General features: G+C 65.3%; 15 protein-coding genes. 9 read left to right on the top strand and 6 right to left on the bottom strand.

Going from position 1 to position 20,396, the window contains the following annotated elements:
- The first annotated feature begins 48 nt into the window (after positions 1 to 48).
- Complete coding sequence (locus V3596_RS07200; RefSeq protein ID WP_334277000.1) at positions 49 to 1,254, top strand: pyridoxal-dependent decarboxylase, exosortase A system-associated; 1,206 nt, start codon at positions 49 to 51, stop codon at positions 1,252 to 1,254.
- Positions 1,255 to 1,282: 28 nt separating this feature from the next.
- Here V3596_RS07200 and V3596_RS07195 read toward each other — a convergent pair whose 3' ends face one another.
- The 3 genes from V3596_RS07195 to galU all read right to left on the bottom strand — a co-directional run bounded on the left by V3596_RS07195 (position 1,283) and on the right by galU (position 4,136).
- Complete coding sequence (locus tag V3596_RS07195; protein ID WP_334276999.1) at positions 1,283 to 2,092, bottom strand: class I SAM-dependent methyltransferase; 810 nt, start codon at positions 2,090 to 2,092, stop codon at positions 1,283 to 1,285.
- Positions 2,093 to 2,217: 125 nt separating this feature from the next.
- Positions 2,218 to 3,261 (bottom strand): acyltransferase family protein, encoded by a 1,044-nt coding sequence (locus V3596_RS07190; RefSeq protein WP_334276998.1) that lies wholly within the window; start codon positions 3,259 to 3,261, stop codon positions 2,218 to 2,220.
- Positions 3,258 to 4,136 (bottom strand): UTP--glucose-1-phosphate uridylyltransferase GalU, encoded by an 879-nt coding sequence (gene galU / locus V3596_RS07185; protein WP_334276997.1) that lies wholly within the window; start codon positions 4,134 to 4,136, stop codon positions 3,258 to 3,260. Before galU ends, V3596_RS07190 begins: the two co-directional genes overlap by 4 nt.
- Positions 4,137 to 4,229: 93 nt before the next feature.
- Between galU and V3596_RS07180 the strand changes: the two genes are divergently transcribed.
- The gene (locus tag V3596_RS07180) at positions 4,230 to 5,201 is read left to right on the top strand and encodes an NAD(P)-dependent oxidoreductase (protein WP_334276996.1); all 972 of its coding nucleotides are present in this window, start codon (positions 4,230 to 4,232) and stop codon (positions 5,199 to 5,201) included.
- A 198-nt stretch (positions 5,202 to 5,399) separates the two neighbouring features.
- Here V3596_RS07180 and V3596_RS07175 read toward each other — a convergent pair whose 3' ends face one another.
- Positions 5,400 to 8,246 carry a valine--tRNA ligase gene (locus V3596_RS07175; RefSeq protein ID WP_334276995.1) on the bottom strand — a complete coding sequence of 949 codons (2,847 nt, stop codon included), beginning with the start codon at positions 8,244 to 8,246 and terminating at the stop codon, positions 5,400 to 5,402.
- A gap of 171 nt (positions 8,247 to 8,417) precedes the next feature.
- On the opposite strand from V3596_RS07175, the gene V3596_RS07170 reads away from it, so the two are divergent.
- The 4 genes from V3596_RS07170 to V3596_RS07155 are packed head-to-tail and all read left to right on the top strand — an operon-like array spanning position 8,418 to position 11,916.
- The gene (locus V3596_RS07170; protein ID WP_334276994.1) at positions 8,418 to 8,855 is read left to right on the top strand and encodes a Spy/CpxP family protein refolding chaperone; all 438 of its coding nucleotides are present in this window, start codon (positions 8,418 to 8,420) and stop codon (positions 8,853 to 8,855) included.
- 4 nt (positions 8,856 to 8,859) lie between these two features.
- On the top strand, positions 8,860 to 9,555 hold the full coding sequence (locus V3596_RS07165) for a response regulator transcription factor (RefSeq protein ID WP_334276993.1): 696 nt from the start codon (positions 8,860 to 8,862) through the stop codon (positions 9,553 to 9,555).
- Between the two features lie 53 nt (positions 9,556 to 9,608).
- Positions 9,609 to 10,649 (top strand): sensor histidine kinase, encoded by a 1,041-nt coding sequence (locus V3596_RS07160; RefSeq protein ID WP_334276992.1) that lies wholly within the window; start codon positions 9,609 to 9,611, stop codon positions 10,647 to 10,649.
- A gap of 46 nt (positions 10,650 to 10,695) precedes the next feature.
- On the top strand, positions 10,696 to 11,916 hold the full coding sequence (locus tag V3596_RS07155) for a phospholipase D-like domain-containing protein (RefSeq protein WP_334276991.1): 1,221 nt from the start codon (positions 10,696 to 10,698) through the stop codon (positions 11,914 to 11,916).
- A 15-nt stretch (positions 11,917 to 11,931) separates the two neighbouring features.
- Here the strand turns inward: V3596_RS07155 and V3596_RS07150 are convergent, their stop codons facing one another.
- A complete protein-coding gene (locus V3596_RS07150) occupies positions 11,932 to 12,909 on the bottom strand; it encodes a GMP reductase (RefSeq protein WP_334276990.1) in 978 nt (325 codons plus the stop codon).
- A 239-nt stretch (positions 12,910 to 13,148) separates the two neighbouring features.
- On the opposite strand from V3596_RS07150, the gene V3596_RS07145 reads away from it, so the two are divergent.
- The gene (locus V3596_RS07145) at positions 13,149 to 14,288 is read left to right on the top strand and encodes a beta-ketoacyl-ACP synthase III (RefSeq protein ID WP_334276989.1); all 1,140 of its coding nucleotides are present in this window, start codon (positions 13,149 to 13,151) and stop codon (positions 14,286 to 14,288) included.
- Here the strand turns inward: V3596_RS07145 and V3596_RS07140 are convergent.
- Positions 14,285 to 16,618, bottom strand: coding sequence for a penicillin-binding protein 1A (locus V3596_RS07140; protein ID WP_334276988.1), 2,334 nt, complete (start codon positions 16,616 to 16,618; stop codon positions 14,285 to 14,287). The two genes, V3596_RS07145 and V3596_RS07140, sit on opposite strands and share 4 nt — an antisense overlap.
- A gap of 189 nt (positions 16,619 to 16,807) precedes the next feature.
- Between V3596_RS07140 and V3596_RS07135 the strand changes: the two genes are divergently transcribed.
- Together V3596_RS07135 and sbcB are read left to right on the top strand one after the other, a co-directional pair.
- Positions 16,808 to 18,814 carry a S9 family peptidase gene (locus tag V3596_RS07135; protein WP_334276987.1) on the top strand — a complete coding sequence of 669 codons (2,007 nt, stop codon included), beginning with the start codon at positions 16,808 to 16,810 and terminating at the stop codon, positions 18,812 to 18,814.
- A gap of 59 nt (positions 18,815 to 18,873) precedes the next feature.
- Positions 18,874 to 20,316, top strand: coding sequence for an exodeoxyribonuclease I (gene sbcB, locus V3596_RS07130; protein WP_334276986.1), 1,443 nt, complete (start codon positions 18,874 to 18,876; stop codon positions 20,314 to 20,316).
- Positions 20,317 to 20,396 lie beyond the last annotated feature (80 nt).

Here is a 20,396-nt window from a genome sequence, read left to right as displayed (position 1 = left end):
TCTGACTCCGCACTCCCTCTTCGCAAGGCGCCGCCGGTTCACGCGCCCATGTCCCAGTTCCGCATCGAGCAGGGCGAACTTGTCGTTGGCGGACTTCAGCTCACGCGCCTGGCTGCGCGAGTCGGGCAAACGCCTTTCTATGCCTACGACCGCGAGCTCCTGAAGCGCCGCGTTGCCGAGCTTCGTGCGGCGCTGCCCAAGGCCATCAAGCTGCATTACGCGATGAAGGCCAACCCGATGCCGGCCGTCGTCGGCGTGATGGCCGGGCTGGTCGATGGCATCGACGTCGCTTCGGCTGGCGAGCTCAAGGTGGCCCTGGATGCAGGCGCCGATGTGGCCGAGGTCAGCTTCGCCGGCCCCGGCAAGCGCGAGGCCGAGCTTCGTCAGGCTGTGGCGGCCGGCGTGCTTCTCAACGTTGAATCCTTCCGCGAGGTCGAGCTGCTGGCTGGCATTTCCAAGGATCTGGGTTTGCCGGCGCGCGTGGCCGTGCGCGTCAATCCGGATTTCGAGCTGAAGGGCTCGGGCATGCGCATGGGCGGTGGCCCGAAGCAGTTTGGCGTCGATGCCGAACTGGTGCCGGAACTGCTGGCGCGCATTGGGGCGCTGGGTCTGGCCTTCGAGGGCTTTCACCTGTTCGCCGGTTCGCAGAACCTGAAGGCCGAGGCCATCTGCGAGGCCCAGCAAAAGTCATACGAGCTGGCACTTCGCTTGGCTGCTGATGCACCGGCGCCGGTGCGCTTTCTGAATCTCGGTGGTGGTTTCGGCATTCCTTATTTCCCCGGCGAGGAACGTCTGGACCTGGCCCCCATTGGTGCCAATCTGGCGCAGTTGCTGGAGCGAGCCGCGACGGAAATGCCCGAGGCGCATCTGGTGATCGAGCTGGGTCGCTACTTCGTCGGCGAAGCCGGCGTGTACGTCACCCGCGTGCTGGACAAGAAGGTGTCGCGCGGCCAGGTCTACCTGGTTACCGACGGCGGCCTCAATCACCACCTCTCGGCTTCAGGCAATTTTGGTCAGGTGGTGCGCAAGAACTACCCGGTCACGATCGGCAACCGTGCCGATGCAGCGCAGCGAGAAGTCGCCTCGGCCGTGGGCCCGCTGTGTACACCGCTGGACCTGCTGGCCGACAAGATGGACCTGCCGGCCGCCCGTGAGGGCGACCTGGTCGTGGTGTTCCAGTCGGGTGCCTATGGCGCCAGCGCCAGCCCGCAGGACTTCCTGGGGCACGCGGGGGTGGTGGAAGTGCTGGTCTGACCGCCGCCGGCTGAGCGCCCCCGGATTTTTAGGCGGCGACGGCCGTTCTCGTAGTTTCGCGCTGCGCAAGCGCCGGGGCCATGACCGCTGGCCTGTTCTTGTTCAGCAGTAGATGGATCCAGTTGCCATGCGGCTTGGCCGTCGCCATGCTGGGCCAGCGCGTCAGGAAGGCCAGCTTGGTCAGCAGCTTCTGGTGCAGGCCACGTGGTGGCGGGCCTTGCAATGCCTGCCCGCAATGAACGCAGGGCTCGTCCTGGCAGTAGGTACCGTAGGGGTTGCCCGCCCAGTCCATCAATAGGGCTGACAGTGCATTCGTGCGCTCGCGGTTGCTGCCCACGAAGTTCATTTCGGCCACGTTGCAGCCGCCAAACAGGCCGGCTAGCTTGTGCTCGTCGAAGGCGTTCACATGGCCCCAGGGCGGGCTGCTGCCGCCACAGGCCCGGCAGCTGGTGCGGCCGACCAGAATGTCCTGCCGGTACGGTACGCCAATCAGCAATTGCGAGCGGCTGACTCGCTGCAGTTCACTGCAGACTTGGGGCAGCAGTGGCGTGGGAATGTGCTCCAGCACTTCGGCGCAGAACACCAGGTCTATCGAGTTGTCCGGCAGGTCAATCTGCGCCGCATTGCCCTTCACGCATTCGACGCGCGGATGCTGGACCGTGGGCATCACCAGGTCCAGCGCAATCACGCGCTCAAAGCGTTCGGCCAGTAGCAGCGAGAAGTGGCCATCTCGCGCGCCAATGTCGAGCGCCACGCCACCGCGCGCTGGCATCAGCGCCAGTAGGTCGCGCGTGCGGAGTTGCTCCGAAGGCAGGGCGCGGTATTCTTGCGGGTCCATATTGCGGGCACCACGGATGGCGGTGCTGGCTGCTTTGAGATTGCTGCAATGTGCTCCTGGATGCGGCTGGGGTCATTAGGAATTGCGCGCCCAACCCCGCGATTCGGGGATGCCGGTTCGGGGGATCAGGCCTGGATTTCCCTCGAGCCAACCCAGCGGCGGTTCAGCAGTCGGCGCAGCGGCTGCTCAAGTGCGTAGAACGACAGCAGGCCCGCAGCCAGCGAGGCGGACAAGGCCCACCAGGCCGTCCCGTCGTCAGAACGCGACCAGAGGTAGAAGGGCTGCTGCCAGAGGTAGAGCGAAAACGACCAGGTGCCGACTAGGCACAGTGGTCGCCAGGACAGTGCACGCTGCAGCCAGGGCGCCGTGATTGGCAGCAGGATGACGGCTATGGCCAGTGCGCCCACCCCAAAGATCTTCTGCACCGCTGCCGGTACCGACCACCAATGCAGAACGCAGGCGAGCATCAGAAGACCGATGACCAGGGCTGCAGGCACGGCCTCCAGACGAAGGCGCTGCAATGCAAGGAAGATCAGAGCCGAGGCGAAAATGCCGTAGCCCGCCACCTCGGTGCGCAGATACTGATCGAACTGCAGTTGTGGACTGGCTTGGAGCCAGCTGTAGGCAAGGGCGCAGGCCATGCAGACGCCGGCTGCCAGCGCGATTCCAGCCATGGGCGGCAGACGCCAGCGCCGCGCGGCCAAGGCAATCAGCGACAGCAGCACATAGCAATGCTCCTCGACCGATAGCGACCAGATATGGCCGAAGGGCATCAAGGCCTGGCCGGGCTCCGGGGCCCAGTAGTTGTTCAGGAACAGCGCGGCGGCGCCGGTCTCGCTGGCGCTGACCGGTCGACCCGTGAGATACAGGGTCATGGAGATCACCAGCAGGAAGGCCAGATGTGCGGGCAGGATGCGTGAGATCCGCCGGCGGTGGAACGAGTCCAGCGGCGTCTGCTGGACGAACAGCAGCCGCGTCATCAGCCAGCCCGACAGAACGAAGAAGAAATTTACCCCGAGCGCGCCCAGGTTGATGCCGGCAACCGGAAAGAAGTGCCCGGTAAGCAGCAGCACGATGGCCAGGCCGCGCCAGCCATCCAGGTAGTCGAGGTGTGGCCGGATCAGTTGCTCGGGGGGGAGAGTTGCTGGCAGGCGGGGATTCGAACTCAAAGCGCCAGACCCTTGAGGTAGTCGCGAAATCCGCCGCCCAGCTGCGGATGCGCCAGCGCCAGCTCCACATTCGCCTGCAGAAAACCTTCCTTGCTGCCGCAGTCATAGCGCTTGCCCTCGTAGCGATAAGCGAACACCTTCTCCCGGCGGAGCAGCCCTGCGATGCCGTCGGTCAGCTGGATTTCGCCGCCCACGCCGCGCGGCTGGTTGGCGATTTCATGGAAGACGCCGGGCGTCAGGATGTAGCGGCCGGCCACCCCCAGGCGTGAGGGCGCGTCTTCGGGCGCTGGTTTCTCGACGATGCGGCTCACATCGACCAGCTTGTCATTGACCACCGAGCCGGCCACGATGCCATATCGGCGCGTGTGTTCCGCGGGCACTTCCTGCACAGCGAGGATGGAGGCTCGCCATTCCGCGTACTGCTCGACCATCTGCTTGAGGATGGGGGTTTCACCGACCATCAGGTCGTCTGCCAGCAGCACAGCGAACGGTTCATTGCCGACCAGGCGCTGTGCGCACAAGACGGCGTGGCCCAGGCCCAGCGCCTGGGCCTGGCGCACATAGATGCATTCCATGTCGTCGGGCTTGACGCTGCGCACCACCTCGAGCAACTCGGCTTTACCCGCCTGTTCAAGGGCTACCTCGAGCTCGAAAGTCATGTCAAAGTGGTCTTCGATCGGCCGCTTGTGGCGGCCGGTCACGAAAATCATTTCGCGTACGCCGGCGGCATAGGCCTCTTCAACGGCGTACTGGATCAGCGGCTTGTCGACCACCGGCAGCATTTCCTTGGGCTGGGCCTTGGTGGCCGGCAGGAAGCGCGTGCCCAAGCCTGCAACAGGGAAGATCGCTTTTGTGACCGATGTGCTGAATGCCATGCCCGAAATCTCTCATATGAATTTGCGAGGGATTGTTGCATGGGGCCCCCATGTCTCCGTAGCAGGACAAGCGGAGCTCGTTGCATTGTGAGCATGCTGATCGTCGAGCCGCTGGAGGCCGAAGTGATGCAGTGGCTGGCCGAGCGCCATGCCGTTCATTACGCGCCCGACCTGGCCACCGAACCCCATCATCTGCGTGAGGCCCTGCATCAGGTGCAGGCCGTGGTGCTGCCGCCCTCGGTGGCGGTGGACGCCACGCTCTTGCGCGCCGCGCCGCGCCTGCGTGTGGTGGGTCGCATGAGCGGCGGTGCCGAGAACATCGATGCCGAAGCCTGCCGGGCCGCGCGTGTCGAGGTGGTGCGCAGCCTCACGGCCACGGCCGGCGCCGAGGCCGAGTTCGTCGTCGGCGGCTTGCTGGCCATGTTGCGTCGCGTGCCTGTGCTTTCCAGCGACGGCATGCTGGTCGGCCGCGAGTTGGGTTGCGCCACGGTAGGCCTGATAGGCATCACGCCGGCCGCCAAGCTGCTGGCACAGCTGCTGCCAGCTTTCGGCACCCGCGTGGTCGGCTACGACCCGAGCCTGCACCAGAGCGACCCGATCTGGGCGCAATGGGGCATCGAGCCCGTGCCTTTGCGCGAGCTGATGGAGCTGAGCGACGGCGTGGCTTTGCTGCTGGGCTTCTTCCAGCGCTATCGCGGCCTGCTGGGCGAACGCGTGCTCGGTTTTGCCAAGCCGGGCCAGGTGCTGATCTGCATCGGCCATTCGGCCCTGGTGGACGACGCTGCGCTGGCCCGCGTGCTGCAGGAGGGCCGTGTGCTGGCAACCTGGTTCGACAGCCTCGAGCCCGGCCTGATGGACCCCGGCAAGCCCTTGCATGGCCTGGCCGGCATCCAGGTCACGCCGCGCCTCTCGGGCACGACCAAGGAGTCACGCACGCGCGCGGCCTGGGGCGTGGCCCGCCGCATCGACGAATTGCTCGCCGCCACGCCGGAACCGCCGCCAGAGTTCCGCTCGACCTTCCCGGCCGACCTCCCGGACCCCGCAGACGAGCTGCGGTGGCGGTAAGCCGCTTCAGCGGTTCAGCAACAGAGTCAGTTGCGCGCGCAAGCGCGTGACGGTATTGCTGTAACCCGCTTCAGCGGGCCAGCAACAGATCCAACTGCGCGCGCAAGCGCTTCACGGTATTGCTGTAACCCGCTTCAGCGGGCCAGCAACTGATCCAACTGCGCGCGCAAGCGCTTCACGGTATTGCTGTAACCCGCTTCAGCGGGCCAGCAACTGATCCAACTGCGCGCGCAAGCGCTTCACGGTATTGCTGAAATCCGCAACCCTCTGACGCTCCTGCGCCACCACTGCCTCTGGCGCACGCGCCACGAAGCCTTCATTGCCGAGCTTGGCCTCGGCCTTGGCGATCTCGCCTTCCAGGCGGGCGATTTCCTTGCCCAGGCGGGCCTTCTCGGCTTCCACGTCGATCTCGACCTTCAGGGCCAGGCGAGCGTCACCATGCACCAGCACCGGCGACATCGAGCTGGCAGCCTGGAAGGCAGCTTCGTCGTCCATGATCTGCACCTCGGCCAGCTTGGCCAGCGTCTTCAAGATCGCGGCAGCTTCCTTGACGAAGCCGGTGTCACCACCCACGAGCAACGGCACGCGGTCTGAAGGCGAGAGGCCCATTTCGCTGCGCAGGCTGCGGCAGGTGCCGACCATGGACTTCAGGTTCGCCACCCAGGCATCGGCCGCGGGGTCGATGCGCTCCAGCGCGGCGATGGGGTAGGCGGCGGTCACGATGTACTCGCTCACCTTGCGACCCGAACCATCCTGAGTGCCGGGCCCACGGCCCGCCACGGGCGCCACCTTCTGCCACAGCTCCTCAGTGATGAAGGGCGTGATCGGGTGCAGCAGGCGCAGCGTGGTTTCCAGCACGCGGATCAGGGTGCGGCGCGTGGCGCGCTGTTGCGCTTCGTCGCCGCGATCCTTGGCATCTTGGATCTGGACCTTGGCGATTTCCAGGTACCAGTCGCAGTACTCATCCCACACGAACGAGTAGATGGCGCTGGCCACGTTGTCCAGTCGGTACTCGGCAAAGCCTTGCGCCACGGCGGCTTCCACGCGCTGCAGCTCGCCGGCGATCCAGCGGTCTGCCTTGCTGAAGCTCATATAGCCCGGTGGGCACTGGCCTTGCTCATGCGCCAGGCCGCAGTCCTGGCCTTCGGTGTTCATCAGCACGAAGCGCGTGGCGTTCCAGAGCTTGTTGCAGAAGTTGCGGTAGCCCTCGCAGCGCTTGGAGTCGAAGTTGACGCTGCGACCCAAGGTCGCCATCGAGGCGAAGGTGAAACGCAGCGCATCGGCGCCGTAACCAGGAATGCCTTCCGGGAATTCCTTCTCGGTGGCCTTGCGCACCTTGGGCGCGTTCTCGGGTTTGCGCAGGCCGGTGCTGCGCTTGTCCAGCAGCTCGGGCAGGGCGATGCCGTCGATCAGGTCCACCGGGTCCAGCACATTGCCTTCGGACTTGCTCATCTTCTTGCCCTGTGCATCGAGCACCAGGCCGTGGATGTAGACATGCTTGAAAGGCACCTTGCCGGTGAAGTGCTTGCTCATCATGATCATCCGGGCGACCCAGAAGAAGATGATGTCGTAGCCGGTCACGAGCACGGAGGAGGGCAGGAAGAGGTCCTGCTCGATGGTCTTCTCGGGCCAGCCCAGCGTGGAGAAAGGCACCATGGCGGAAGAGAACCAGGTGTCCAGCACGTCTTCGTCGCGGGTCAGCGTCTTGCCGGGCGCCTTCGCCTGAGCTTCAGCTTCTGTCTTGGCCACGTAGACCTTGCCGTCTTCGTCGTACCAGGCCGGGATCTGGTGGCCCCACCAGAGCTGGCGCGAGATGCACCAGTCCTGGATGTTCTTCATCCACTGGTTGTAGGTGTTGACCCAGTTCTCGGGCACGAACTTCACCTCGCCCGAGTCCACGACCTCGATGGCTTCGTCAGCAATGCTCTTGCCGTTGGCGCCAGCTTTCGTCATCGCCACGAACCACTGGTCCGTCAGCATCGGCTCGATCACCTGGCCGGTGCGGGCGCAGCGCGGCACCATCAGCTTGTGCTTCTTGACCTCGACCAGCAGGCCTTCTTCTTCCAGCTGGGCCACGATCTTCTTGCGGGCCACAAAGCGGTCCAGGCCGCGATAGGCCTCAGGCGCCTCGTCATTGACCTTGGCTTCCAGCGTGAAGATGGTCAGCATCGGCAGCTTGTGGCGCAGGCCGACCTGGTAGTCGTTCTGGTCGTGCGCCGGCGTCACCTTCACGACGCCGGTGCCGAAATCCTTGTCCACGTAGTCGTCGGCGATCACCGGCACCAGGCGGCCGGTGATGGGCAGGCGCACCTGCTTGCCGATCAGGTGGGTGTAGCGCTCGTCTTCCGGGTGCACCATCACGGCGGTGTCGCCCAGCATGGTCTCGGGGCGGGTGGTGGCAACCACCAGCGACTCAGCTCCTTCGGCCATCGGATAGCGGATGTGCCAGAGAGACCCGTCTTCCTCCTCGCTCTCGACCTCGAGGTCGGACACGGCCGACTTCAGGATCGGGTCCCAGCTCACCAGGCGCTTGCCGCGGTAGATCAGGCCTTCTTCGAAGAGCTTGACGAAGGTGTCGGTGACGACGGACGAGAGCTTCTCGTCCATCGTGAAGTACTCATGCTCCCAGGACACCGAGTCGCCCATGCGGCGCATCTGGCGCGTGATGGTGTTGCCGCTCTGCTCCTTCCACTCCCAGACGCGGGCAACAAAGTTCTTGCGGCCGAGCTCATGCCGGTTCTGGCCCTTCTCCTGCAGCTGGCGCTCCACCACGATCTGCGTGGCGATGCCGGCGTGGTCGGTGCCCGGCACCCACAGCGTGTTGTGGCCGAGCATGCGGTGGTAGCGGGTCAACGAGTCCATGATGGTCTGGTTGAACGCATGCCCCATGTGCAGCGTGCCGGTGACGTTGGGCGGCGGCAGCTGGATGCAGAAGGACTCGCGGCTCGTGTCCAGCGATGGCTTGTAGAGGCCCTGGGACTCCCACAGCGGGCCCCAATGGGCTTCCAGGGCGGCGGGTTCGAAGGACTTGGCAAGTTCGGTCATGGCTCGCGGGCGGCCTGAGGGGCCGCCAGATCAATGGCTACGGGGGAGGGGCGATTGTAGAGGGCGCCTCCTGGCTGGATACAAAACGAAACCCAGCGATACGGCAGCGAGATGCCCCGCACGGCGGGGACGGGAATCATTCGCCCCATCCCAGACGCCACGAGAGACACGATGATGAGATTCCTTGCCATGAGCCTGTTCCATCGCAACGGCCGTCACCATGGTCACGCCAACCACCATGGATTCGACCATCGCCACCACGGTCATGCACCCCAAAGCTTTGAGGACCGCGTCGACCAAGTGGCCAGCCACCTGGACCTGACCACGGCCCAGCAGCGCCAACTTGACGAGTTGCTGAGCTTGGCCCAGCGCCAACGTCGCGGGCTGCGCACGGCGCTGTCGCCGGCTGGCGTGCAGGACCTGGTGGCCAGCGAGAACTTCGACCGGGCAGCGGCGCGCGAGATCTTCAACGCCCGGCTGGACGCGCTGAGAGATGCCGGCCCGGCCTTGATCGATGCCGCCGCAGACTTCTTCGACGGCCTGGACTTTGACCAGCAGCAGGCCCTGCGCTTCCTGCTGCGCAGCCGCCTGGGCCGCCGGGCACAATGAAGCGATGCACCGCCTGCTCCTGATCGACGACGACGAGGCGCTGTCCGCCCCACTGGCTCAGTACCTGAAGCGCTTCGACTTCGAGCTCGAAGCGGTCACGCGGCCCAGCGCGGCGCTGCAGCGTCTCAAGGCCCAGCGCTTCGATGCGCTCATTCTCGACGGCATGCTGCCCGAGATGGACGGCTTCGAGTTCTGCAAGCGGCTGCGCGCTGGTTCCGAACCCTGGCGCGACATGCCCGTCCTGATGCTCACCGCCCGTGGCGACCTGACCGACCGCGTGGTCGGCCTGGAGCTGGGTGCCGACGACTACCTGGCCAAGCCCTTCGAACCACGCGAACTGGCGGCACGGTTGCAGACCATACTTCGGCGCACCCGTCTGGCGTCTTCATCGGCCAGCGCCCAGCTGCTCTTCGAGGGCCTGGAGATCGACACGGCGCGGCGCGAGGTGCGATGTGGTGCCAGCTTGCTGGAGCTGACCAGCACCGAGTACGAGCTCTTGCTGCTCTTGGCCCGCGAGCCCGGCCGCGTGTTCTCGCGCGACGAGATCCTCAACCGGCTGCGCGGGCAGGAGGCCGATCTCTACACACGTGCCGTGGACATACTGGTGAGCCGCCTGCGCCGCAAGCTGGAGCCCCTGGAAGCCTTAAAGACGCTGCGCAATGCCGGCTATTGCTTTGCCTTGCCGGGGCGTGGGCAATGAGGGTCGAGCCGGCTGCCTGCCGCCGCGAGGTGAAGCACCGGACCAAGCACCGGATGAAGCTCCGGCTCAAGCGACGCATTCAATTGAGCCGCAAGCGCCCATTGATGTGGCGGCTGCGTGCGCGTCAGCGTTGGCATGACCGCTGGCACCGGCACCATGCGCATTTCAAGCATTCCATTGGCGCACGACTGATTGCCGTCTTCATCGTGCTGGCCGCGCTGGGTGGGCTGATCCTCTGGGGCGTTCAGGAGGGCCGCTATGGCATGGTCGTGGCCGGCTTCCTGCTGTTCCTGGTGATTGGCTTGGCCTTCGGTGCGATCCGCCGCATGCTGAGGCCCTTGCGGGCGCTGGCGGCGGGGGTCGAGGCCTTTGGCCGTGGCGACCTGGAGCACCGCATCCGCTACTTTCATCGCGATGAACTCGGTGATCTGGCGCATCGTTTCAACCAGATGGCGTCAGACATCCAGGCCATGCTGGACGGGAAGCGGGCCTTGCTGCTGGCGATGAGCCACGAGCTGCGCAGCCCCCTGACCCGGGCGCGCCTGCATGCGGAACTGATCGACGAGAGTGAATCCAAAGAGGCGCTCTTGCATGAGCTGGGCGAGATGCGCGATTTGATCTCGGCCTTGCTGGAAAGTGAGCGACTGGGCAGCGGCCACAGTGCCTTGCAGCTTCGTAAATGCGATCTCGCTGCCTTGGTGCGAGAAAGCGTGGACGCTGAGGTGGCGCTGCAGATCGAGCCGGGGCTGCCGCTGCTGGCGGTGGACGCCATGCGTGTCCAGCTGCTGCTGCGCAACCTGGTCGCCAACGCGCTGAGACACAACGATGCGGGGCGCGGGCCGGTCAGTGTGGCCCTGAGCCGCGCAGGGCAGGGCGTGCGGCTCGTGGTGCGTGACCACGGCCCCGGCGTGCCGCCCGAGGCCCTGGGCCAGTTGGGCGAACCCTTCTTTCGACCCGACGCGGCACGCAGCCGCAACGAGGGCGGTGTCGGCCTGGGCCTGAGCCTGTGCAAGCTGGTGGCGGCAGCCCACGGCACACGGCTGGAGCTGCGCAACGCACATCCTGGCCTCGAGGTGGCGGTGAGCTTGGCCTGAGCGCTACATTGCAGCCTTGAACTTGTTTGTTGAAGGCTGTTGCTCCATGCGTCCGACCCTGCGCTTTCTTGCTCTCGTCCTTGCCGTCCTTGGCGCAAGCCAATCCCGTGCCGATTTCGGCATTCCCGGTTTCGAGCTGGTCCACACCGTGCCGGTCGAAACCGCGCTGGCCACGCCCGATCTGCGCGAACCGGTGCAGGTCTGGCGCGAGATGTTCGACGCTGCGAAGAAGGAAATCGTCGTTGCCCAGTTCTACGTCGCGGGCGAGCCCGGCGAAGTGCTGGAGGGTGTGATCGATCGCCTGGAAGCGGCCGCGGCCCGAGGCGTGAAGATCCGCTTCCTGATGGAAGACAAAGGCCAGCGCCTGTCGGTGCCGGCCACGCTGGAGCGGCTGAAGAAGATCCCGGGCATCGACTTTCGCCTGCTCGACTACAACAAGCTCAGCGGCAACGGCATCATTCACGCCAAGTACTTCATCGTGGACGGCATGCAGGCCTTCGTCGGCAGCCAGAACTTCGACTGGCGCGCCTTGAAGCACATTCATGAGACCGGTCTGCGCATCAGCGAACCCGTGATGGTCGCCAAGATCCAGGCCATCTTCGAACAGGACTGGCAGGCGCAGGCCCTGTTGGCCGCCGGCAAGACTGTGCCGGTGCTGCCTCAGCCGGCCGAAGCCTTCGACATCACGCAGAAGGCCTTTCTGCTTTCCAGCCCGCGAGCCTGGAATCCGCCGGGCGTTGGCGATTCGGAAGAGGTGTTGCCGCGTCTGCTCGCCGAGGCCAAGAGCGAGGTGCGGGTGCAGGTGATGGACTATGCGCCGCTGAGCTACGCGCCGGGCCGCAGGCCGTTCTATGCGGTGATCGACAACGCGGTGCGCTCGGCCGTGGCTCGGGGCGTCAAGGTCAAGCTGATGGTGTCGAACTGGAACACCGAGGAGCCGCCCATCGACCACCTGAAGAGCCTGGCCATGCTGCCCGGCATCGAGATCCGCATCGTCACGCTGCCGCAGGCCTCCACGGGCTTCATTCCGTTTGCGCGCGTGATCCACACCAAGACCATGGTGATCGACGGCGAGCTGGCCTGGGTCGGCACCAGCAACTGGAGCGGCGGCTACTTCGACAAGTCGCGCAACCTGGAGATCGTGCTGCGCGACAAGGCCATGGCCGCTCGCGTGGCAGCGCTCCATGAGCAGACCTGGACGTCCTCGTATGCGGCGCCCATCGACGTGATGAAGCACTATCCGAAGCCGGCCAAGGCAGCGCCTTGACCCGCTTCGCGGCGATCACATGAAGAGGTGTTCGCCTGCGTTCTCTCCACCCAGGATCACGTAGTTCACCTTCTTCAGATCGCTCAGTGAACGTCCGCCCGCATAAGAGATCGAGCTCTGCAGGTCTTCCTGCATCTCGCGCACGGTGTCGGTGAACTTGCCCTTGACCGGCTCAAGGATGCGCTTGCCCTCGACGTGCTTGTACTCGCCCTTGTTGAAGTCGGACGCGGAGCCGTAGTACTCCTTGTAGCGCTTGCCGTCGACCTCGACCGTCTGGCCGGGAGACTCCTCATGGCCAGCGAACAGCGAGCCGATCATCACCATCGAGGCGCCGAAGCGCACGCTCTTGGCGATGTCGCCATGGTGGCGGATGCCACCGTCGGCAATGATGGGCTTGGTGGCCACGCGGGCACACCACTTCAGGGCCGAGAGCTGCCAGCCGCCAGTGCCAAAGCCCGTCTTCAAGCGCGTGATGCAGACCTTGCCCGGGCCGATGCCAACCTTGGTGGCATCGGCGCCCCAGTTTTCGAGGTCGATCACGCCTTCGGGCGTGCCCACATTGCCGGCGATCACGAAGGTTTCGGGCAGCTTCTGCTTGATGTGGGCAATCATGCGCTGCACGCTGTCAGCATGGCCGTGGGCGATGTCGATCGTGATGTAGTCGGCGCCCACGCCTTCGGCCGCCAGGCGGTCGATCACCTCGTAGTCGGCCGGCTTGACGCCCGAGCTGAGCGACACGATCAGGCCCTTGTCGCGCATCGAAGCCGCATAGGCCACGTTATCGAGGTCGAAGCGGTGCATCACGTAGAAGTAGCCGTTGGCGGCCAGCCATTCGGTGATGTGCTCATCGACCACCGTCTTCATGTTCGCCGGCACCACCGGCAGCTTGAAGCGATGCTGGCCGAGCTCCACCGAGGTGTCGCATTCGGCGCGGCTGTCCACCCGACATTTGCGCGGCAGCAGGAGGATGTTGTCGTAATCGAAGATTTCCATGAGATTTCCAAGTTCGCATTCGGGCTGCGTTGTGCAGTGCAGGCCCGGGGCTGCGAGCGCTTGACCAGGAAACCGGTTGCCTTGCCGAGGCCCTGCGGCGGGGCAGGGTGGCCATAAGAAAACCGGGTCCTAAATTTGGGCCCGGTGCCCGATTCTACGCATCTGCGCCCCGCTTTCGGGCATACACGCACCAATCGGTAAAATCACGCCCAGAATCGGCAGCTTCCTAGAAGGAAAACATGAGCAACAACGCAGTCGTCATCAGCGGCACCGGCATCTATGTGCCGCCGCACACCATCACCAACGAGGAGTTGGTGGCTGCCTTCAACGCCTATGTGGACCTGCAGAACGCCGAGAACGCGGCTGCCATTGCCGCCGGCACCCATCCTGCGCTGACGCACTCCAGCGTCGAGTTCATCGAGAAGGCCTCGGGCATCAAGCAGCGCTATGTGATCGAAAAGGGCGGCGTGCTCGACCCGACCCGCATGTACCCGCGTTTCCAGGAACGTCCGGACGACGAGATCTCGCTGATGGCCGAGATCGCCGTCGTGGCGGCCAAGGACGCGATGGCCCAGGCCGGCAAGACCGGCGCCGACATCGATGCCGTGCTCTGCTCCAGTGCCAATATGCAGCGCGCCTATCCGGCCATGGCCATCGAAATCCAGCAGGCCATTGGCGCAGGCGGCTATGGCTTCGACATGAACGTCGCCTGCTCCTCGGCCACCTTTGCCATCGAGCAGGCTGTCAATGCCGTGAAGAGCGGTTCGGCCAAGTGTGTGCTGGTGGTCAACCCCGAAATCACCTCCGCCCACCTCGAGTGGAAGGACCGCGACTGCCACTTCATCTTCGGTGACGTGTGCACCGCCGTGATCGTCGAGCGAGCCGATACGGCCACCTCGAAGGACCAGTGGGAAGTGCTGGGTACCAAGCTGGTCACGCAGTTCTCGAACAATATCCGCAACAACTTCGGTTTTATGAACCGGATGGAAGACAGCGACCCGAACGGCCGCGACAAGACCTTCCGCCAGGAAGGCCGCAAGGTGTTCAAGGAAGTGGTGCCCATGGCCGCCGCCCACATCGAGGCGCATCTGGCCGCGCTGGGCAAGGAGCCCACAGCTGTGCGCCGCTACTGGCTGCACCAGGCGAACCTGGGCATGAACCAGCTGGTGATCAAGAAGCTGGTGGGCGCTGAATCGACAGTTCAGGCAGGCTCTGACGTGGCGCCGCTGATCCTCGACGAATTCGCCAACACCGCCTCGGCGGGCTCGATCATCGCTTTCCACCGCCATCGCGCCGACATGCAGCCGGGCGACGTGGGCGTGATCTGCTCCTTCGGCGCTGGCTACTCGATCGGCAGCGTGATCGCGAAAAAGCTCTAGCCGGGCCCGGATGCCGCCGCAGCTGGCGGCGGGGCGGTTTCCGACGGGAAGCCCAGGCGCTGCAGCCCGGCTTCGCCTGCATACTCCTCGAACACCCAGCCACTGCCCTGGCGCAGCAGGCCCTCTTCAGGCGGCCTGATTTCGCCCACCGGCACGCCACGCAAGGCCACCGCCATGAAGTCGATCCAGGCAGGCAGGGCGAGGCCGCCGCCTGACTCCCGGTCGCCCATGGGCTTGGGGTTGTCATGGCCGATCCAGACGGCCGCCACCAGGCTGGGCTGGAAACCGACGAACCAGGCATCCACCGCATCATTCGTGGTGCCGGTCTTGCCATAGAGATCGGGGCGATGCAGCGCAGCTTGGGCCCGGGCCGCGGTGCCGCTGCGCGTCACTTCCTGGAGCAGGTCGGCGATGACGAAGGCGTTGCGCTCGGAGATGGCGCGCTGCTCTTCAGTCGGCGCCGTGGGGGCAGCTTCGAACAAGACCTGCCCCTTGGCATCGGTGATGCGCTCGATGATCACCGGCGCCACGCGGAAGCCGCCATTGGCCAGCACCGAATAGGCCTGCGCCATCTGCATCGGCGTGACCGAGCCCGAGCCCAGGCCTAGCGTCAGGTTGTCGGGCTGCTTGTCCACGTCCAGCCCGAATCGGCCGGCCCAGTCGCGCACCGGGCTCGCGCCCAGCATCTGCATCACACGCACGGTGACCATGTTCTTCGAGCGGGCCAGCGCCTGGCGCACGGACAGAGGGCCGTCGTACTGGCTCTCGTAGTTCTTGGGCTCCCAGTCGCCGATGACGATGGGCTCGTCGTTGACGACCGTCTCCTGCGTCAGCCCGGCCTCCAGCGCCGCGGAGTAGACCAGCGGCTTGAAGCTGGAGCCCGGCTGGCGCCAGGCCTGGGTGGCGTGATTGAACTTGTTGCGCGAGAAATCGAAGCCGCCCACCAGCGCATGGACCTTGCCTGTGCCCGGCTCCAGCGCCACGAAAGCGCCTTCCGCCTCGGGCGACTGCACCACCAACCAGGCGCCTTGCGGCTCGGCCCGGGTCGGCGCACCGCGCATCACGCGGATGATGGAGCCGCGGCTGACGCGCAGGCTGGCCCTGGCCTTTTCAGACATCGCATGCTGCACGAGGCGCAGGCCCTCGCCAGTGATCGTGATGTCGTCGCCACTTTGCAGGCTGGCCCTGAGTTTGCCAGGCGCGACTGCCGTGACCACGGCGGCACGGAGGTCATCGTTGTCGGGATGCTCGGAGAGCGCATGGCTGACGGCGGTGTCTTCCTCGCCGGCGTCATCCGGCAGCTCGACCTGGCCTTCCGGGCCGCGATAGCCCTTGCGGCGCTCGTAGTCCATCAAGGTCTTGCGCAGCGCCTTGTAGGCGGCTTGCTGCTGCTCGCCAACCAGGCTGGTGTAGACGTTGATGCCGCGGGTGTAGCTCTCCTCGCCGTACTGGGCAAACACGACCTGGCGCGCCATCTCGGCCGCGTACTCGGCGTGCAGGCGCTGGTCTTGCGGCGTGCGGATGTGCAGCTTCTCCTTCTTGGCTGCTTCATGATCATCCGGGCTGATCATGCCGGTATCGGCCATGCGCTCCAGCACCACCAGCTGGCGGCGCTTGGCGCGCTGCAGATTGCTGATCGGGTTGGCGTAGTAGGGGTTCTGCGGCAGGCCCACCAGCATCGCGGTCTCGGCAATCGAGAGTTCAGCCAGCGGCTTGCCGAAATAGGCCTCGGACGCGGCCGCAAAGCCGTAGGCGCGCTGGCCGAGGTAGATGTGGTTCATGTAGATCTCGAGGATCTGGTCCTTGCTGAGCTGGCTCTCGATCTTCAGCGCCAGCAGGATCTCCACGAACTTGCGCCAGTAGGGCTGGCGCTTGGTCAGGTACATGTCGCGTGCCAGCTGCTGCGTGATGGTCGAGCCGCCTCCCTTCTTCTTCTCGGCGAAGGGGTTGGCCAGATTGGCCACCACAGCCCGCGCGATGCCGCTGAAGGAGATGCCGTCGTGGTGATAGAACTCGGTGTCTTCCACCGCCAGCAGCGCTTCCTTGGTGCGCTTGGGGATCTGGTCCAGCGGCGTGTAGCGGCGCCGCTCGGCACCGAACTCGGCCATCAGCTGGCCATCGCTGGTGTAGACCCGCAGCGGCTGCTTGGGGTGGTAGTCGGTCAGCTTGTCCAGCGAGGGCAGGGTGGGGTAGACCAGCACCGCCGTGATGGTGAGCAAGAGCATGAGGCCACCGATCAGGCCTGCAACGATCAAGGCCACGCGCCTGGGCGAGAAGCCGCGCGAGCTGAGGTAGTCGGGCCAGGGGAACTTGCGCGAGTCTGCGTTCATCGGTTGCGGGTCAGGCCTGTGGGCGAGTGCGCATTATGGCCAGAGGGCCCAAGCGATCTCTGCAGTCATGGAAGTCGTGCATCGGCAAGCCGCCCGGCCGGTGCCGGAGGTCATGGATAACCCGGCGCTGTGCCGGCCCTTGGCGCAGTGAGAATGCCGCTCGTCAAAAACAAGATTCAGGGTGGAGTGATGGAACGCAGAGATTGCTTGCGTGCCGGCATCGGGCTGGCCGCGTCGGGCATATTGCCCTTGCTGAGCGCCCAGGCCCAGGCCGCGAAGTCCGCCCACGTGCCAATGGAGGCCTTTGCGCGCCGGCCACTGCTGGAGCAGCTCAGCCTGTCACCCGACGGCAAGCTGCTGGCCGCCATTGTCAACAGCGGCAAGGACAGCCTGATCGTGGTTCGTCCGACCGCCGGCGGTGCCTTCAAGACCCTGGCCAGAACAGACAACCTGGAGTTGATGTTCAACTGGATCAAGTGGGTCAACAACGAGCGACTGGTCTTCAGCACTCGCCATCCTTCGGGCCGAAGGGAAAAGGACAACCTGATCGGCAACGTCGAAGCCACGGAGACCCGCCTGCATGCCATCAACGCCGATGGCAGCAACCTGCTCAACCTGATCAAGAACTGGGGGGCTTCCGGCAAGAACCTCGAATGGGCCTACGAGCAGGACAATGTGATCGACTGGATGCGCGGCGATGGTAAGCACATCCTGATCACGCTGCCGGCCAGTGAACTGAATGGCTGGCCCGCGGTGTTCAAGGTCAATGTCGACACGGCGGAACGCACCGGCTACAGCAATTCCAACTCGCGTGAGCGCATTTACGGCTGGATGACCGATGACAGCCATCGCGTGCGCCTGGGCTTGGCGCGCACGACCCATGGCGCGCGCGAGCGCGTGATTCATGTCTGCGACCCCGATGGGAGCAATTGGCGCGTGCTCAGCCAGATGCGCTGGCTCTCGCCCGACGTGTGGTGGCCCTTGGGTTTCGGACTGGACCCCAACCTGCTCTATGTGTGGGCCCGGCATGAGGGCCTGGCGGCCGTGTTCACGCTGGACCTGCGCCAGCCGGATGCCAAGTTGCAACTGAAACTGGCCCATCCGCGCTATGACCTCAATGGCAGCCTGATCTACGACCTGAAGGGAGAGGCTGTCGGCGTGCGGCAGCAGGCGCTGGGTGATTCCTCCTCCTTCTACTGGGATGAACGCTACAAGGAGCTCCAGCTGGCGCTGGACGAGGCGCTGCCTGACCGCTTCAATCAGTTGTACAGCGCCTCGCGCGACGGCCGGACTTTCGTCGTCCGCTCTGACGAGCCGGGTCGTCCGCCGTGCTTCTACATCGGCTACATCGGCGAGCAGGCACGCATGGAGTTGCTGGCCGACTGCTACCCGGAGCTGCTGGATCAGCCGCTGGCCAGCAAGCGCCCCTTCGACATGAAGGCACGAGACGGGATGGAGCTGCACGGCTTCCTGACCTTTCCGCCTGGCACAGATGAGAAGAGTGGCAAGCTGCCGCTGGTGGTCTACCCGCATGGTGGCCCGCATGCCGCCGACGGGCCGGAGTTCAGCCCCCGGGCAGCCTTCATGGCCGATCGCGGCTGCCTGGTGATGCAGCTCAATTTCCGCGGTTCCACGGGCTATGGCCGCAAGTACCTGGAAGCCGGCTATCGGCAATGGGGGCGCGCCATGCAGGAGGACCTGGAGGACGGCGTTGCCGAACTGGTCAAGCGCGGCCTGGCTGATCCGGCGCGGGTGGTCATCGTCGGTGGCAGTTACGGCGGCTATGCGGCCCTGATGGGCTTGATCAAGACGCCTGATCTCTATCGTGGCGGCTTCGCCATCGCGCCGGTTACCGACTTGCTCGAGATGGCCGAGGACGATGGCCAATGGGGCTGGCGTGAGGAGACGCGCGCCTGGGTCGGCGACTTCCGCGACGACAAGGACCTGCTCAGGGCCAACTCACCCTGCCTGCATGCGGCACGCATCAAGGTGCCGGTGGTGCTGGTGCATGGCACGCACGACCGGGTCGTCCACTACCGGCACTCCGAGAAGATGGCCGAAGCGCTGAAGGCGGCAGGGAAGCCGCACCAGCTGATCCGGCAGCAACATGGCGATCACTACCTGAGCCACCAGGGCTATCGCCTCGAGCTGCACGCGGCGCTTGAGAAATTCCTGAGGCAGACCCTGGGTGTCTGAGCCGGCCCGTCCTCACGCCTGAGGACTGGCCTGGCTCGCATGCTGCTATCGTGCCGCCCATGCAAGAAATCAGCTTCTACTGGCACGACTACGAAACCTTTGGCCGGGTGCCGCGCCGCGACCGGCCGGCGCAGTTTGCCGGCATCCGCACCGACGAGGAGCTGAACGAGATCGGCGAGCCGCTGATGCTCTATTGCCAGCCGCCCACCGACAACCTGCCCGACCCCGAGTCCTGCCTCCTGACCGGCATCCTGCCGCAGCTCTGCGCCGAGCAGGGCTTGCCCGAGCATGAGTTCGCGGCGGCCATCGAAGACCAGCTGGCCAGGCCTGGCACCGTGGGCCTGGGCTACAACACCATCCGCTTCGACGACGAGGTCACGCGCTTCCTGTTCTGGCGCAACCTGCGCGACCCCTACGCACGCGAGTGGCAGAACGGCTGTGGCCGCTGGGACCTGCTGGACGTGGTGCGTTGCGCCTACGCCTTGCGGCCCGAAGGCATGGCGTGGCCCAAGCATGAGGATGGCCGCCCCTCGTTCAAGCTGGAGCACCTCACTGTGGCGAACGGCCTGGCGCATGAGGCGGCGCACGATGCGCTGTCCGACGTGCGGGCCACCATTGCGCTGGCGCGCCTCATCAGGTCGGCGCAGCCCAAGCTCTGGGATTTCTGCGTGAAGCTGCGCAAGAAGGAAGCCGTCTGGGCAGAGATCGGCGTGGGCAAGCCCTTTCTGCACATCTCCGGCATGTACGGGCCCGAGCGTGGCTGCATCGCGCTGGTCTGGCCGCTGGCGCCGCACCCGACCAACAAGAACGAGCTGATCGTCTGGGACTGCAGCGAAGACCCGAGCGAGCTCCTGACGCTGAACGCCACCGCCATCCGCGAGCGCATGTTCGTCAAGCAGGCCGATCTGCCCGAGGGCGTGACGCGGCTGCCGATCAAGAGCATCCATGTCAACAAGTCGCCCATCGTCATCGGCAACCTGAAGACACTCTCGCCAGCCATGGCCGAGCGCTGGGGCTTTGACCAGGCACGTGGCCTGGCCCATGCGCAGCTGCTGGCAGAGAAGGGCCGCGTGCTGGATGGCTTGTGGGGCGAAGTCTTCAAGCGCCCGGATGGTGCGGCGCCGATCGATGTCGATGAAGACCTCTATGGCGGCTTCGTCTCGCCAGACGATCGGCGTGCCCTGCAGCGCTTGCTGGGCATGAGCCCGGAGCAAGTGGCTGACCGGGCCTCGCAAGGCAAGCTCTCGTTCCAGGATGATCGGCTGGAGGAACTGGTGTTCCGCTGGCGAGCTCGCAACTTCCCGGCCACCTTGAGCAGCAGCGAGCAGCAGCGCTGGACCGAGCATTGCGCGGCCCGCCTGCATGGCGGCGAGGGCGGGGCAACCACGCTGTCGGCCTTCTTCGAGCAGGTCGACGCCCTGAGCGAAAACGCGGACGAGCGTGGCCAGGCCATCCTCGGCGCGCTCTACGACTGGGCCGAGCAGATCGCTCCACCAGGCTGACCTCTGGCTGGCTGCGGATCGCCGGACGCCAAGCCCTCTCCATCAAGTTCGGGACGCGGCTGCGAGGCCAGATGATCAGA

It is taken from the genome of Roseateles microcysteis (assembly GCF_036880965.1).
GTDB lineage: Bacteria > Pseudomonadota > Gammaproteobacteria > Burkholderiales > Burkholderiaceae_C > JAUASW01.
The sequence above is the reverse complement of the archived record's forward strand: the minus strand, read 5'-3'. Positions and strand labels throughout refer to the sequence as shown.

Excerpts from the sequence above, each read along its gene's own strand:
- V3596_RS07145 (WP_334276989.1), top strand. The coding sequence starts at position 13,149 with ATGAGCAACAACGCAGTCGTCATCAGCGGCACCGGCATCTATGTGCCG.
- sbcB (WP_334276986.1), top strand. The coding sequence starts at position 18,874 with ATGCAAGAAATCAGCTTCTACTGGCACGACTACGAAACCTTTGGCCGG.
- galU (WP_334276997.1), bottom strand. The coding sequence starts at position 4,136 with ATGGCATTCAGCACATCGGTCACAAAAGCGATCTTCCCTGTTGCAGGC.
- V3596_RS07155 (WP_334276991.1), top strand. The coding sequence starts at position 10,696 with ATGCGTCCGACCCTGCGCTTTCTTGCTCTCGTCCTTGCCGTCCTTGGC.
- V3596_RS07175 (WP_334276995.1), bottom strand. The coding sequence starts at position 8,246 with ATGACCGAACTTGCCAAGTCCTTCGAACCCGCCGCCCTGGAAGCCCAT.
- V3596_RS07150 (WP_334276990.1), bottom strand. The coding sequence starts at position 12,909 with ATGGAAATCTTCGATTACGACAACATCCTCCTGCTGCCGCGCAAATGT.
- V3596_RS07195 (WP_334276999.1), bottom strand. The coding sequence starts at position 2,092 with ATGGACCCGCAAGAATACCGCGCCCTGCCTTCGGAGCAACTCCGCACG.
- V3596_RS07160 (WP_334276992.1), top strand. The coding sequence starts at position 9,609 with ATGAAGCTCCGGCTCAAGCGACGCATTCAATTGAGCCGCAAGCGCCCA.
- V3596_RS07135 (WP_334276987.1), top strand. The coding sequence starts at position 16,808 with ATGGAACGCAGAGATTGCTTGCGTGCCGGCATCGGGCTGGCCGCGTCG.
- V3596_RS07200 (WP_334277000.1), top strand. The coding sequence starts at position 49 with ATGTCCCAGTTCCGCATCGAGCAGGGCGAACTTGTCGTTGGCGGACTT.
- V3596_RS07165 (WP_334276993.1), top strand. The coding sequence starts at position 8,860 with ATGCACCGCCTGCTCCTGATCGACGACGACGAGGCGCTGTCCGCCCCA.
- V3596_RS07140 (WP_334276988.1), bottom strand. The coding sequence starts at position 16,618 with ATGAACGCAGACTCGCGCAAGTTCCCCTGGCCCGACTACCTCAGCTCG.
- V3596_RS07180 (WP_334276996.1), top strand. The coding sequence starts at position 4,230 with ATGCTGATCGTCGAGCCGCTGGAGGCCGAAGTGATGCAGTGGCTGGCC.
- V3596_RS07170 (WP_334276994.1), top strand. The coding sequence starts at position 8,418 with ATGATGAGATTCCTTGCCATGAGCCTGTTCCATCGCAACGGCCGTCAC.